The 15,734-nt window shown below is 34.9% G+C and carries 12 protein-coding genes; 1 reads left to right on the top strand and 11 read right to left on the bottom strand.

All coding sequences use genetic code 11. From position 1 onward, the window contains the following. Window positions 1-68: 68 nt before the first annotated feature. From IHE43_RS03075 to IHE43_RS03025, 11 genes are all read right to left on the bottom strand, one after another. Window positions 69-2,849 (bottom strand): M4 family metallopeptidase, encoded by a 2,781-nt coding sequence (locus tag IHE43_RS03075; protein ID WP_192186625.1) that lies wholly within the window; start codon window positions 2,847-2,849, stop codon window positions 69-71. A gap of 366 nt (window positions 2,850-3,215) precedes the next feature. Then, the gene (locus tag IHE43_RS03070; protein ID WP_192186624.1) at window positions 3,216-3,869 is read right to left on the bottom strand and encodes a CoA transferase subunit B; all 654 of its coding nucleotides are present in this window, start codon (window positions 3,867-3,869) and stop codon (window positions 3,216-3,218) included. An 87-nt stretch (window positions 3,870-3,956) separates the two neighbouring features. Continuing rightward, complete coding sequence (bla, locus tag IHE43_RS03065) at window positions 3,957-4,853, bottom strand: class A beta-lactamase, subclass A2 (protein ID WP_192186623.1); 897 nt, start codon at window positions 4,851-4,853, stop codon at window positions 3,957-3,959. Between the two features lie 110 nt (window positions 4,854-4,963). Further along, window positions 4,964-5,665, bottom strand: coding sequence for a CoA transferase subunit A (locus IHE43_RS03060; RefSeq protein ID WP_192186622.1), 702 nt, complete (start codon window positions 5,663-5,665; stop codon window positions 4,964-4,966). Window positions 5,666-5,834: 169 nt separating this feature from the next. After that, entirely contained in the window at window positions 5,835-8,141 is a 2,307-nt protein-coding gene (locus IHE43_RS03055; protein WP_192186621.1) for a penicillin-binding protein 1A, read from the bottom strand. Between the two features lie 13 nt (window positions 8,142-8,154). Beyond that, window positions 8,155-8,634 carry a gliding motility lipoprotein GldH gene (locus IHE43_RS03050; protein WP_192186620.1) on the bottom strand — a complete coding sequence of 160 codons (480 nt, stop codon included), beginning with the start codon at window positions 8,632-8,634 and terminating at the stop codon, window positions 8,155-8,157. Beyond that, window positions 8,618-9,961, bottom strand: a complete 1,344-nt coding sequence (locus IHE43_RS03045; RefSeq protein ID WP_192186619.1) for a regulatory iron-sulfur-containing complex subunit RicT — start codon at window positions 9,959-9,961, stop codon at window positions 8,618-8,620. Before IHE43_RS03045 ends, IHE43_RS03050 begins: the two co-directional genes overlap by 17 nt. A 170-nt stretch (window positions 9,962-10,131) precedes the next feature. Next, window positions 10,132-11,118: a virulence RhuM family protein gene (locus tag IHE43_RS03040; RefSeq protein WP_192186618.1), complete on the bottom strand. Its 987-nt coding sequence runs from the start codon at window positions 11,116-11,118 to the stop codon at window positions 10,132-10,134. A 165-nt stretch (window positions 11,119-11,283) separates the two neighbouring features. Beyond that, entirely contained in the window at window positions 11,284-11,514 is a 231-nt protein-coding gene (locus IHE43_RS03035; protein ID WP_192186617.1) for a ferredoxin, read from the bottom strand. Then, window positions 11,514-12,755 (bottom strand): peptidase U32 family protein, encoded by a 1,242-nt coding sequence (locus IHE43_RS03030; RefSeq protein ID WP_192188145.1) that lies wholly within the window; start codon window positions 12,753-12,755, stop codon window positions 11,514-11,516. The genes IHE43_RS03035 and IHE43_RS03030 overlap by 1 nt, the downstream gene beginning before the upstream one ends. Window positions 12,756-12,866: 111 nt before the next feature. Further along, a complete protein-coding gene (locus IHE43_RS03025) occupies window positions 12,867-14,225 on the bottom strand; it encodes a rhodanese-related sulfurtransferase (protein ID WP_192186616.1) in 1,359 nt (452 codons plus the stop codon). A gap of 349 nt (window positions 14,226-14,574) precedes the next feature. On the opposite strand from IHE43_RS03025, the gene IHE43_RS03020 reads away from it, so the two are divergent. After that, window positions 14,575-15,729, top strand: a complete 1,155-nt coding sequence (locus IHE43_RS03020; protein ID WP_192186615.1) for an efflux RND transporter periplasmic adaptor subunit — start codon at window positions 14,575-14,577, stop codon at window positions 15,727-15,729. Window positions 15,730-15,734 lie beyond the last annotated feature (5 nt).

The following is a 15,734-nucleotide window of genomic DNA, read 5'->3' as shown; positions in this document are numbered from 1 at the left end:
ATTTTATAGATTTTCATAAAAAAGCCTCGCAAATGCGAGGCTTTTCATTTTTACTAAAATTAAGTTTTTTATCTCTTAACGAATTTCCTAACAATCCTTTTTCCACCATTATTTAATTCGATGATATAAAATCCTGTAGTCAATTTGCTTACATCTATAGCATTTCCAGAAATTTCTCCTGAAATAACTTGTTGGCCTATTGTATTTGAAATTTTATAAGAATATCCGTTGCTGTTTGAAAAAGAAACATTTAATTCATTTTCAACCGGATTAGGATATAATGCAAAACTTGAAGTTTCAATAGTTTCAACTAATCCTGCCGCAATTTCCTCCGCAGCAACCGCACCAGAAGCTGTTATGTTTATAGAATAATCTTCTACTTGTCCATAAGAAAAAGATTCACAAGATGTTGGAATTCCGTTGTACTTCATAGAAACTCTTACTCTAGTTGTTCCAAGTGTTGCAGTTGATGGAATTGTAATGGAACCCGTTACCGGAGTTGTTGTTGATGCAGCTTTTGTCCAGGCTGTTTCTCCAGAATCTGCAAAATCACCATCTTGGTTGTAATCTATAAAAACAGCATATCCCTCGCTGTAAACTGAAGAAGTCCAGGTTGGCGTAATTGTAATTGTATAGGCCGTTCCTCTTGTTGCATTTGTAGCAATAGCCGTATAATTTTCATAACCCGCTGTGCCTGTAGAAGTATTATTGATAGTACCAAAAACTACTTTACCAATTCTTTCATCTGCCGTACTATTTCCTTTAGATGTGCAATATGTTACAGTAGTTGCGGTAGTTGTAACGTTTACAGCATTGCTCGCTGCTGAAACATTTCCTGCAGCATCCTTAGCTTTTACCGTAAAAGTATACGCTGTTGAAGCAGTTAGTCCTGTAACGGTATAAGTTGTCGTTACAGACGAGCCTTTTAAAGTTGTTCCTTGGTAAATGTCGTATCCCGTTACTGCTACATTATCCGTAGAAGCTGTCCATGTTAAATTGGTGGTTGTACCTGTTGTGCCAGAAGCAGCAAGTGCTGTTGGAGCTGTAGGTACAACAGTATCTGTAGATCCTGAATAGGCTGCTCCAACACCTACAGCATAAAATGCATTTGTTGTAGCAATAACTTCAGCAGAACCAGCACCATATAAATCAATAGCAGACTGTATGCCAGAAGTTCTCGCATTTGCGTAAGTAGAATTTGCAGTTAAATAAACACTTTCGAGACGGTAAGCAATTTTTGCTGCTTTATCAATTGTAATTCCAGTCACATTATACACACTTCCGATGTCGTTTGTTCCAGATTTTCCAACTGACAGTATATAAAACCAATGGTTTAATACGCCAGAATTTGTATGAACACCGCAGTAATCATTATTACTTGTTGGCGTGCAACTTACATTAACCCAATAGGTCCCTCCATAAGTGTCTGGTTGACCTTCAGAATTTGGATCACTCATGGAACGTAAAGCTAAATGTCCAGATCTTCTTTCAATATCTTCACCCACTAACCAAGTCGACTTTGTAGGTGCCGCACGATATTCGATACAAGCTCCCCAAATATCCGAGAAAGCTTCATTCATTGCTCCTGACTCTTTTTGGTAAGCTAAATTTGCTGTATAGGTACATACCGCATGACCTATTTCATGTCCCGCAACATCCATTGCTGTTAAAATATCAAAACCTCCGGTTCCGGTTCCATCTCCGTACGTCATAACACTTCCGTTCCAGAATGCATTGTTATTATTTGGATATCCTGCCGCAACTAAATTATAGTGCACATAACTTTTGATTTTTGCCCCGGCATTGTCATAACTATTTCTACCATGGACTGCTGACCAATAATCATAAGTCATTTCAGCTCCCCAATGTGCATCAAGTGCACCATTGTCTTTATTCGTATTATTATATTCAGCAGCTGTCCAGTTATTATCTGCATCGGTAAAATTTGTTGTTGGATATGTTGCCGTTCTTGCAGAATTGTAAGTTTGGACTCCATTTCCACGCGTAACATCTGATAAAATATAAGATGAACCGCTTAAACTTGTTTGAATTGTTTGATTACCACTATAACGAGTTGCGGCGTTAGCCGCAACAACTGTAACTTCTGAAGCTTTATTTTTTTGTTCTCTGGCTCGCAAAACATTTGATCCTCCGTGGCTGTATTCGCCAAGATGTTTAATTGTTGCATTATAAAATAATGCTTTCCCGGTTTCAGCATCGATATAAAGATCACCACGACTTAATGGATTCGTTGCATAAATATCAAATTTATATGCCAATCGTACTTTATCACTTTTTCTTAATTGTCCCTGATCCTCCATAGACGGCAATAAAACCAACTCGCCTTTAGGTTTTTCGTAATCCATTGCAGCGGCATCTTCAGGTTTCTCCCATAAATACTGTTTTGCGCCGGTGTAGGCAATAGCTTTATCAAAAGCTGCCTGGTTTGATAATTTTGGAGTTGTATTTACATTTTCAAAAGCATAAAATTCTCCGTTCATCGAAACTAATTTTCCGTCTTTTGAATGTAATGTATAATTAGCGAACTCTACTTTAATTCCTTGTTCATACAATTGAAATTTTTCATGCGTAAAACCTTCTTTATCAGATTCTACTCGAATCTTTGAAAAAGACTGACTGTCTTTTAAGCCTAATTGCTCCTTAAAGACCTTTTGCGATTCAGAACCCTTATAGGTTGATTTGTCACTAAAAGTAATTAAACTTGGCAAGCCATTTTCAGATAGATCTTTTTTACTAACTCTTTTGTCTGTATTCTGTGCAGATACAGTCATCGAAAACGCAAGAAAAACAGTTGTTAATGCTAAAATTCTGGGTAATTTTTTTTCCATAATAAATTTGGTTAAAGTTTGGTTAAATGGATTACAAATAAAATATTTAAAGTAAGTAAATACTTTATTTTTGGTTAAAAGTATTTTAAATTTGTTATATAATCGATGATTTTTACCTTTAATCGATAAAATGCAACATTTTTTGTTTGAAATTCACTTTTATTTAACAAATTGTAAGAATCCTACATTAAATAAGTGTCAAAATTAATTATACCATTGGTTTACATCATTTTAAACATAAAACCACTTACAAATTCAATTTTAATTGAAAAACAAGTAATGCTCTAACTTTATATTTATTGAAACAAAAAAAGGCTAGCCTTTAAAAGCTAGCCTTATACTTTTTATATAATTTAAAAAGAGGAACTAAATATTCATTTCAGGAATTTCTCCTTCAATTATCAAATCAGCTTCAGTTGATGCAATGATATGCTCGACAGAAACTCCTGGCGCTCTTTCTAAGAGCTTAAAACCCTTTTCTGTTACTTCGAGAACTGCTAATTCAGTTACAACCTTTTTAACGCAACCTACTCCCGTTAATGGCAATGTACATTTTTTAAGAATTTTAGATTCTCCCGCCTTATTAACGTGCATCATGGCAACGATGATATTTTCGGCGGAAGCCACCAAATCCATTGCTCCTCCCATTCCTTTTACCATTTTTCCCGGAATTTTCCAATTGGCTATATCTCCGTTCTCAGAAACTTCCATCGCACCTAAAATTGTTAAATCAACTTTTTGACTACGGATCATTCCGAAACTAAAAGCAGAATCAAAGAAACTTGCCCCCGGAAGCGTTGTAATGGTTTGTTTTCCTGCATTGATAATATCAGCGTCTTCTTCTCCGGCAAATGGAAAAGGCCCCATACCGAGAACACCGTTTTCGCTTTGAAATTCAACTGCGATATCTTCACGCACATAATTCGCCACCAAAGTCGGAATTCCAATGCCAAGATTAACGAAATAGCGATCTTTTACTTCTTTTGCAATACGTTTTGCAATATCTTCTTTTGTTAACATATCTCTTAATGTGTCAATTTGGAAATTAGATAATTAGATAAGGTCTCACTTTGCACAATCTATGTAATTATCTAATTATCACATTTTCTAATTATCTAATTTTTTCTTCGTAAAATAATCCCAGGTTATTTTTGCAATATCTGCTATTGTTTTCTCTGTATCCTCTTTGCTTTCAGTAATGTCTTTTAAATAAACCGAAAGGATAAAATGTTTTCCGTTTGGAAGCTTTACAATTCCAACATCATTCATGGCTACTCTCAAATTATTATCATTTGTTCCAGATATTCCGGTTCTGTGCGCTAATTCAGTTCCTTCTGGAAGTCCGGCTTTCATCCAGGTAATTCCTCTTGAAGTTTCTACCATTATTTGGTATAAGTACTTCGTTGTATTTTCTTTTAGAACTTCTCCTTTATAGAATTTTTCCAGCAATTCCGTTGTTGCCAATGGTGTTGTTGTATTCACATAAAGATTTTCCCAAGACTGCATTTGCTGTTCATTTACCTTAATCACGAAATCCTTAATTCCTTGTTTATTTATAAATTTCTGAATGACTTTCGTACCTCCAACTAAATTGATCAACAAATCACATCCGTTATTGTCACTGTGCGAAACAGTGTATCGCAACAATTTTTCCAACGTTAAATACATATTACCTTCTGGATAATCCTCCCTCATCGGGCTCCACGTATCTTCATGCAAATCTTTCTTTTTAATAAATATTTTTTGATCTAAAGAAAGTTTTCCTCCGTCAACTTGATTTAAAACGGTTAAAGCGATATGGAATTTAAATACACTCATCAATGGTGTTTTCAGATTTCCATTAATACTCAAAGTATCTTTATCTTCAATACTTTTAATAGAAATACCAACCGTTGCATTTTTAATTGCAATAATCTGATTTAATTGTTGTCGCAGTTTATTTGTAGTTTGCGAATAAGCCTGAAAAGACAAAAATGAAAAAAGAATTACAGAAAATTTCGTCATTTTATGATGTATCAATTTATTAATGTGCCAATTAGAAAATTTGATAATTAGATAATGCTTGTCTTTACGCAATCTGGGTAATTATCTAATTGACTAATTATCTCAATTATCTAATTCCTTTGTCTGACAGTACGTTGTTCAATTCTCTTTTCAAACTTTTCTCCCTGAAAAATACGCTGTACCATAATTCCCGGAATATGAATTTGATTTGGATCTAACGTTCCAACCGGAACCAATTCTTCAACCTCAGCAATGGTGATTTTTGCAGCACCCGCCATACAAGCATTGAAGTTTCTGGCGGTTCCCTTGAAGATAAGATTTCCAGCTTCATCTCCTTTCCACGCTTTTACAATTGCGAAGTCCGCTTTGAAGGCTTGTTCCATGATATGCATTTTTCCGTTGAATTCGCGGACTTCTTTTCCTTCGGCAACTTCGGTTCCGTAACCAGCAGGTGTAAAGAAAGCTGGAATTCCGGCTTGTGCTGCACGACAACGTTCTGCCAAAGTTCCTTGTGGGGTCAGTTCCACTTCTAATTCTCCTGAAAGCATTTGGCGTTCGAACTCGGCATTTTCACCCACATAAGATGAAATCATTTTTTTAATTTGTTTCTTCTGCAAAAGCAATCCTAAACCAAAATCATCAACTCCTGCATTATTTGAAATACATGTTAAGTCTGAAATCATGGTGTTTACTAAGGCTGCAATCGTATTTTCAGGAATTCCACATAATCCGAAACCTCCAAACATTATGGTCATGCTGCTTTCGATTCCTTCAATGGCCTCCTGAACGTTATTTACTTTTTTTGTAATCATAACAAACTGTCTTTATTGCGGTATATTTTTGATAAAAATAAGATTTTTAGATTAAATTATAACGATTTCGTAAAAAATAAAACAAACACATTTCAAAAAAATATCCTTTTGTATCCTTCCGAATTTCAGAAGCCACAAAAGGATATTTTTTATTTAAAGAGAATTGAAATTACAATTCGAATTCGTCTGTATTTTGTTCTGTTTGAGTAGTGTCTTTTACTACTGCTGGTCTGCTGTAACAATCTACTTTTATAGAAAGATTTGCCGGACGCTCAAATTCTGATTTAGAAATCTGAAGGTTTTCATCCTTATAACAAAGCTTCATAAAATAAGCCCAAACCGGCAATGCCGCTGTAGCTCCCTGACCGTAAGTTAAACTTTTAAAACGTGCGGAACGGTCTTCACATCCAACCCAAACTCCGGTTACTAAATTCGGAACCATTCCCATAAACCAACCATCTGACTGGTTTTGCGTTGTTCCGGTTTTACCTGCAATTGGGTTCCTGAACATATATGGATATCCTGTCCAACGGTTATCTCCGCTTCCTCCACCTTCTGTACGCAAACGCGCTCCAGAACCGGTTTCAGTAACTCCTTCTAATAATTTGATTACTGCAAAGGCAATATCTTTATTTAAAACATCATGAGATTCGGGAATTGGCTCATAAATAACCTCACCGCTTTTATTCTCAATTCGGCTTAAAAATTGAGGTTTTACATAAACTCCCTGATTTGCAAATGTGCTGTAAGCAGCAACCATATCTTCAACCGTAATATCAACAGCACCTAATGCGATTGAAGGCTGTACTGGAATTTCAGTTTTAACTCCTAATTTTTGTGTCAATTCAACAACGGCTTCAGGACCAGTTCTGTCAATCAATTTAGCCGAAACTGTATTAATAGAGTTCGCCAAACCTTGTTTTAAGGTTACCATTCCGCGGTATCTGTTATCTGAGTTTCTTGGCTCCCAATCTTCTGTTACGTGATGACGACCTTTGTGAATCATAAATGGTCCATCTAAAATAGAATCACAAGGAGACATATTTAATTGTTCGATCGCTGTTGCATAAACGAATGGCTTGAAAGTAGAACCTACTTGTCTTGCTCCTTGTCCTACGTGATCGTATTGGAAATATTTGTAATTGATACCGCCAACCCAAGCTTTGATATTTCCGGTTTGAGGCTCCATTGCCATTAAACCAGATTGCAAAAAGTGTTTGTAATAACGAATAGAATCCAGTGGAGTCATAATAGTATCACGTTCCCCTTTCCAAGTAAAGATGCGCATTTGTGTTTTTACTTTGAATGAAGCAATGATATCATCTTCACTTTTATCCATATCTTTCATGATTGCCCAACGCGTAGAGTTTTTCATCGCCTGCATCATGATTCTTTCAGTTTCTGCTTGTGTAATATTTACGAACGGCGCATTTTTATTGGTTTTCATTTCAATAAAAAATTGCTGTTGCAGATTTTTCATGTGTTCTGAAACCGCTTCTTCTGCATAAGACTGCATTCTTGAATCGATTGTCGTATAAATTTTCAGACCATCTTTATAGATATCGTAATCAGAACCATCTGGTTTTTTGTTCTCCGCTACCCATTTTTTCATATAATCACGAAGATATTCCCTGAAATAAGTTGCAGTTCCTTCACGGTGACTTTCTAATTTGAATTTCAAAGTAATTGGTAAAGCCTGTAATCTTAGCTTCTCAGCAGTAGTTATCATTTTAGCTTTTTCCATTTGTCCAAGAACTACATTACGACGATTTTTTACGCCTTGCGGATTACGAACCGGATTGTATAATCCTGAATTTTTGAACATCCCGACTAAAATCGCCGATTCATCCATCGTTAAATCTTTTGGATCTTTAGAAAAATACGTTTGTGCTGCAGAACTTACTCCAACCGAATAATTTCCGAAATCATAAACGTTGCAATACATTGCCAGGATTTCATTCTTGGTATATTGTCTTTCCAGACGAATGGCAATAATCCATTCTTTTATTTTTTGTACAATTCTGAAAGGAAGGAATTTAGATCCTTCTCCATGGAATAATTGTTTTGCTAATTGTTGTGTTAATGTACTCGCGCCACCGTTAGTTCCTAACGTAAAAACAGCTCTTAAAGTTCCTCGCCCATCAATTCCTGAATGTTCGTAAAAACGAGCATCTTCAGTAGCAACTAATGCTTCAACCAAACTTTTTGGTAAATCTGAATATTTAAGCTGTGATCTATTGGTTTTAAAGTACTTACCCAAAACTACTCCATCAGAAGAAATAATTTCAGTAGCTAAGTTAGAATCAGGATTCTCTAAATCTTCAAATGAAGGCATGGAACCGAATAATCCCCAAGAGGCAAATAAAAAGAAAGCTAAAATACCCAATAGAGTATAAGCAAAAACTCTCCAGAATTTCTTTTTATAATAGTTAATATCCTTATTACTATTAGGTTGATTGTTTTTTTTGGTGGCCATAAATAACTATTTTCTAATCTTTTTGTTCTATTCTAAAACCTACGTCTGTAATACCATCTAATTCCTGAACACCTGGGATTTTTCCAGATTGCCTAACGGCTTGTTTGATGTATACTTTATATTTTCCTCTAAACTTAACGTCTTCTTTATAAAACAGTTTACTTTCTTTTATATCTGTAAAACCGTTTCCTAATAAAGTTCCGTCCGGATTTGCCATTTGGTATTCTAATGTATCCACTTTTGTAAAACCATTTGGCATTTCAAGAGCTACAATTAAAAACAAATTATTGAACGGATAATCGTTATTGTCTCTCAAATTTACAAATAAATTGTATTTTTTGGTAGAGTCTAAAACGGGCAAATCAAAAGTTATAATACTGTCTTTATGCCAGGCACTTCCAACAGATTTGTACTCATCGAATACTCTTTTTTTATCACACGAAAAAAGAAGTATTGTTGCCAAAAGAAGAATTCCGCTATTTTTTATTCTCATTTTTAGTAATAATTATAGGTTTTCTAGGTTCAGCCGACTTGTTCTCATTCGAATTATTTGGCTTATTCGATTGATTTTGTTTGTTGTGCGGTTTATTCGATTTATTCGGATTTCCGCCAGCCGGTTTATTACTATTGTTATTATTTCCTTGTTGAGGTTTATTTGGTGTTGGAGCAACTGCAACCGCGCCTTCCGCATTTGGTTTGCGTTTGCGATTTGGTTTTTTCTTTTTCTTCGGCTGATCAAAACGGGTTAAACTCTCCTGACCCATTGCGTTGTTAAAGTCTTTTTCAGGCTCTAAAACAATTTCGATTGCAAAATCTTCTAATGAAGACACTTTATTTTTCTGTTTGTTTTCGGCAATAATTTCTTTTACCTGATCAATTTTCAAAACATGCCAGTTTGCAAAATTATTCGTGTAAGCAAACCACATTAAACCTTTAAAAATATCTTGTTTTTGACAGATTGCATCTCCTTTTTCGGTTACTAATTTAGTATCGTAATCCGGAAAATCTTTCAACGCATCCATGTAAGTATCAAGCTCATAATTTAAGCAACACTTCAATTTACCGCATTGTCCGGCTAATTTTTGAGGATTTAGAGAAAGTTGTTGGTAACGCGCTGCAGAAGTATTGACACTCCTAAAATCAGTTAACCAGGTCGAACAACAAAGCTCACGTCCGCAAGAACCAATTCCACCTAAACGAGCCGCTTCCTGACGGAAACCAACTTGCTTCATTTCAACTCTTGTGCTGAATTCCTTTGCAAAATCTTTAATCAAAAGTCTAAAATCGACTCTGTCATTTGCCGTGTAATAAAACGTCGCTTTTGACCCATCTCCCTGAAATTCAATATCAGAAATTTTCATTTCTAATTTGTGCTGAATCGCTAATTCGCGCGCACGAACCTTCATTGGCTCTTCGCGATCACGCGCAACAGACCAAATATCGATGTCTTTTTGAGATGCTTTCCTGTAGATTTTTGGAATTTCGTTGCTTTCATGGTTTACACCTTTTTTCTTCATTTGAATTTTTACCAATTCGCCTGTCAAAGTAACAATTCCAATATCATGTCCTGGTGATGCAACAGTTGCTACAATATCACCAATACTTAAAGTTAATTTTTCTGAATTTCTAAAAAATTCCTTGCGGCCGTTTTTAAAACGAACCTCAACACAATCAAAAATAGCCTCTCCATTAGACGGACTCATGTTCGCGAGCCAATCAAAAACCGTTAATTTATTGCAGCTATCGGTGCCGCAAGTCCCATTATTTTTACAACCCTTTGGTGCGCCACCATCTGAGGTTGAACAACTTGTACATGCCATAATTATATATGTAGTGTTGCAAGAAGCAACTTAAGTTCATAAACGTTTAATCGGTAAAGATAGTATTTTTTTTAGTTTGCTTTTTATGCATTAAAACTAAATGCTTGTTAAATAAAAAATCCTATTTCACATTCTGCAAAATAGGATTTTTAAAACATTTTTTTAATCTATTATTTTAGTCTTTTTATTTCTTTATCAAAATCAGAAATTATTTTTTGTGTTTTATTGAAGACTTCGTATGCGGCAATTGCTTTTTTATCTGCTTGTATTTTCGTCATTTTCCCTTTTCCATCCATCACTTTATAATCATTAAAAGATAAAAATTTATTAACGCTTGTTGCCAGTTCTTCCATTGTAAAAGTGTTCTCACGTTCTATCAATCCTTCTATATAATCAAAATATCCGGTTATAGTACGCTCTAATTGTTTAATTTCTTTTTCTTCCAAATAATTTTTGGCAACGACGACATCCGATTTTAAAACCCGTCCGTTTGGACTATTCTTCCACGTGGTCAATCCCATATTTTCTTTTTTGACATCCGCTGTTTCAAATATTATCTCAGCAGCTGTTTTTCCTGTAATAGCAAAGTGAAATTTGTTTTGAACGATTGCGTAGAAATTTTTAGTTATTTCCGAATTGTTATCATAATCAATACTGCATTCGGCAAAAATATCAGTTACTTGTTGGTAAATTCTCCTTTCACTCGTCCGAATAGATCGAACTCTTTGCAATAATTCTTTGAAATAATCTTTACCAAAAATTGCCTGACCTTGTTTTAAACGATTATCATCTAAAACAAAACCTTTTATAATATATTCTTTTAAGGTTTGGGTTGCCCAGATCCTGAATTGCGTAGCTTTAGTAGAGTTTACTCTGTATCCAACAGAAATTATGGCATCGAGGTTATAATAACTTGTAATATAATTTTTGTCATCTGAAGCAGTTGTTTCCATTTTGGAAACAACTGAGGATTCAACTAATTCTCCTTCCTCAAAAATGTTTTTGAAATGCTTACTTATTGCAGGCACTTGGACACCAAATAATTCTGCAATTGTTTTTTGAGTTAACCACACTGATTCATTTTGAAGCAAAACATCAACACGTATTTCTCCGCTTGGTGCAGTATAAAGTATAAACTTCTTTAAATCATTCTCCATAAATACTCTATTTCTATTTTATCTGCCCTCTTCAATAAGTAATCACCAAAGTATGAAATCTCATGATGAAAGTATTTAAACAAATATAACTATTGTGTATTAAAAAGCTTCTTTTCCTGAACTGTTTTTGAGACGTTTTAGATACTGAATTATTAGAACAAATAACTACGTTTCCTTAACCGTAATAATCTTAACCGGACATGCCTTTGCCGCCAATTCACAACTTTCGACAATCGTATGATTTGGAGATTTTAAAGTAAAAAAACCTTTTGCATTCTGCGAATGAAGCAAAACCGATTTCCCATCTTTTTTTGACATTTGAAAATGTATCGGATCCATTTCAACGCAATAATTACAGCCGATGCATTTGTCTCTTTGTAATGTTATAATCACCATTACGCCTCTACAATTTTATATAATTTATCAGACATCCTGATTCTGAAAGGCAATTTAAAAGTACAATCGTCACCTTTTGTCGCTTTTTCAACAGCAATATCATCCACAAACATTTCATCAATAATCATTTCCTGAGCGCCTGTACTTGGGCCAGTTACCAAAATTTTATCTCCTATTTTAATGTCGTAAGCTTCAATTTTGAATTGCCCCACTTTCGCTTTTGGAAAATAATGTGTCCCTTTTCCAACATAAACTTTCTTTTGAGTTGCAGCAGATCCCGGAATAGCACTCCATTCACCTAATTCCTGACCCAGATAATAGCCTGACCAAAAACCACGGTTGTAAACAGTACTCAAGGCCTCCATCCAGACTTTGACTTTTTCTTTAGAGAAAGTTTGATCGTAATAAGCATCAATTGCCTCACGATATGTTTTGGTTACTGTTGCTACATATTCCGGTGCACGACCTCTACCTTCAACTTTTAGCACCTGAATTCCGGAATCTATAACCTGATCTAAGAAATCCAGTGTACATAAATCTTTTGGCGACATCATGTATTCGTTATCTAATTCGATTTCAAAACCCGTTTCCTGATCGATAACGGTATATTTTTTTCGGCAATTTTGTTTGCACGCACCACGATTCGCAGATGAATTATGCGAATGCAGACTCAAATAACATTTTCCGGAAACGGCCATACACAAAGCTCCGTGACCAAAAATTTCGATTTCAACTAAATTTCCGTTTGGTCCTTTAATTTGTTCTTTTTCAATTTGACCTGTGATTTTCTTTACCTGGCGCAAGCTTAATTCCCGACTTAAAACCATAGTATCAGCAAATAAGCTATAGAATTTAATGGTTTCGATATTTGTTACATTCAACTGCGTCGAAATATGAACTTCCATCGAGATATTTCTAGCCATGGCAATAACGGCCTGATCAGAAGCAATTACAGCAGTGATACCAGCTTCTTTGGCTTTGTTCAAAAGTGTTTTAACGACAGATAAATCATGATCGTAAATTATCGTGTTCAGTGTTAAATAACTTCTAACATTCTTAGCTTCACAGCGATTTGTAATTTCTTTTAAATCATCAATGGTAAAATTAACCGTTGAACGCGCACGCATATTAAGTTGTTCTACTCCAAAATAGATAGAATCTGCGCCATTATCGATTGCAGCCTGAAGTGACTCAAAGCTCCCTGCGGGAGCCATGAGTTCAATTTTGTTATTTATTGTCATCATAAATTAATTTTAAAGCCTATTGTTTTCTCTAAAAATTAACTTTATGTGGTATTTGAACGTGCTAAAGTTTCGCACTAAATATGTTTAAAAAACACTTGATTTTTATAATTATTCTAAAATCTTATAAATTTTATCTGATAATCTAATTCTAAAAGGTACTTCAAAAGTAACTTTATCCCCAATTGTTGCTGTTGATGCCTGTACCTCGTTAACAATCATTTTATCTAAAATTAATTCCTGATGACCAGTAGTGGGTCCGGAAATTAAGATTTTATCGCCACTATTTAGTTCGTGGTTTTCTATAGTAAAAAGTCCAACTTGTGCTTTTACATAATAATGTTCAGCTTTTCCAAGTAGTATTTTTTTAACTTTTATTTTTTGACGAATATCTGCTGGTTTGTCGGCCGCAGCCAAAGCAGTATCAGTTAACTCTCCAGAATGTTTGAATTTTAAACTGTCTGATTTTCCTTTTCTAAAAACTTTATTACCAACTTGTTTTCCTGTTCTCAAACGAACCTGATCTACCAAAGGCATGTGGATAATTTCAAGACATTCTGTAGAACAGCAGTTTTCCATTGCGGCTTTACATTCATCACATTGAATAAACAACAAATGGCATCCGTCATTTTCGCAATTGGTGTGATTATCACAAGGTTTTCCACATTGATGACATTGCGAAATAATATCATCTGTAATTCTTTCACCCAGACGATTATCGAATACAAAGTTTTTACCAATGAATTTACTTTCTAAACCTTCAGCTTCAATTTGTTTGGCGTAATTAATGATTCCGCCTTCTAATTGATAAACATTTTTAAAACCCTGATGTTTAAAATAAGCACTTGCTTTTTCACAACGAATCCCACCAGTGCAATACATTACCAGTTTTTTGTCTTCCTTGTGATTTTGAAGCTGTTCGTTGATTATTGGTAAACTCTCCCTAAACGTTTCAACATCCGGAGTAATGGCCCCTTTGAAATGCCCCACTTCACTTTCGTAGTGATTTCTGAAATCGACTACAATTGTGTTTGGATCGTCAAGTATTTCATTGAATTCTTTGGCTTTCAGGTGAACACCTATATTGGTTACATCAAAAGTATCGTCATTCAAACCGTCAGCAACGATCTTATCACGAACTTTAATGGTCAATTTTAAAAAGGAATGGTCATCATGTTCTACAGCTTCGTTCAATCGTATGCCTTTCATGAAATCATAAACTTCAAGGGTTGCTCTAAAAGCCTCCAAATTTTCTTCCGGAATACTCATTTGAGCATTTATTCCTTCGGTAGCAACATAAATTCGGCCTAAAGCATCGAGCTTATTCCAGGCTAAAAATAAATCATCGCGAAATTTTTTGGGATCTTGAATTTTGGCGTACGCATAGAAAGACAACGTAAGACGTTGTTTACCTGCATCATCGATCATGATGGCTCTTTCTTCTGCGCTTAAAGTGTTGTACAGTTGCATGCTATAAACTAATTTAAGTTGAGAATAAATATTTATGAATTCATAGTTAATGAATTCGGGCGCAAAACTAAGGAACTTTTGCGATTTTTAAAAGGTAAATTAAGAAATATTAGGATTTTATTGTCTTTTAACAAGATAACCTTTTAATAACGAAAACGGGAAAAACCTTAAAATTAAGCAAAAAGATAAGTAACTAACAAACAGCATGTTGCAAAAAATACTCTCTCGCGTTAATATACTGAAATATTTCTCAAATATTTTTATAAAATCCGCACTTGTTTTTCATAATTAACTGTTAATGAATAATTTAATTTATTAAATTTGTGAGACTAACTTTAATAATAATTGTATGACTACGTTAAAAAAGGTTAAAATATTATTTTTTGTTATAGTTCTGTCTTCGTGTTATATTTCCTGTAAAAAAGAAGCACCACCTCAACCAAAAGCACTCGAAATTCAAATTGTAAAAGTGCTACAGCAAGATGTAAATCTTGAATCAGAATTTACAGGCGAAACCTTTGGACAATCCGATATTCAGATTAATCCGAGAGTTGATGGTGTTATTGAAAGCCTTAACTTCAAAGAAGGTAGTTTGGTAACCAAAGGACAATTATTATACACTATTGATCCCTTACCATTTCAAAATAAAGTAAGCGAGGCAGAAGGAAAGTTAGCCGAAATGCAGGCAAGATTAGCTAAAACCAAATCAGATTACGAAATGATGGAACCATTAGCTAAGATGAACGCCGTCAGTCAAAGAGAATTGATAGCGGCAAGATCTTCTTATAATGCTTCTCAGGCTTCTATTAAAGCAGCATCGGCCAATGTAAAGAATTCAAGAATAGAGTTAAGTTATTGCAATATTGTTGCGCCTATATCCGGATTGATAGGAATATCAAAAGTAAGAGTTGGCGATTATGTTCGTCCCGGCGCAGCATCAGTACTAAATACAGTTTCTGATTTAGGTGATGTCAGAGTTCGTTTTACTATGAGCGAGCAGGAATATCTTCGAATTTTCAGAGAATTAGCTAAGAAAAATTCTAACTTAAAAGGAGCGGGTCAATCCATTACTATTCTATTATCAGATGGCTCTCTTTATCCACAAAAAGGAAAAATCAGTTTTGCCGACAGACAAATTGATCCAACAACCGGTGCTGTAACTTTTGAGGCAGGATTCTCGAATCCAGATAGATTGATTCGCCCTGGTCAATATGTAAAAATCCTTGTCACTACTGATGTCCGCAAAGATGCCTTGATTATACCACAACGTTCTGTAATTGAAATGCAGGGAATTTCTCAAGTGTATGTATTGGGCAATGACAATAAAGTCGAAATGAAAGCGGTGCAAATTGGTCCGGCATTCAAAGACTCCTACATTGTTACTGATGGATTAACTGCTAATGACAAAATTGCTCTTGGAGGAACCTCATTACTAAAAAGCGGTAGTGTTATCACTCCTCAAATTAAAGAATGGACTCCGGGACAATCACAAGTAGTTAAATAATTCTG

The organism is Flavobacterium sp. MDT1-60, assembly GCF_014844035.1.
Lineage (GTDB): Bacteria > Bacteroidota > Bacteroidia > Flavobacteriales > Flavobacteriaceae > Flavobacterium.
Note: the sequence above shows the minus strand (reverse complement) of the source record. Positions and strands in the feature narration are given on the sequence as shown.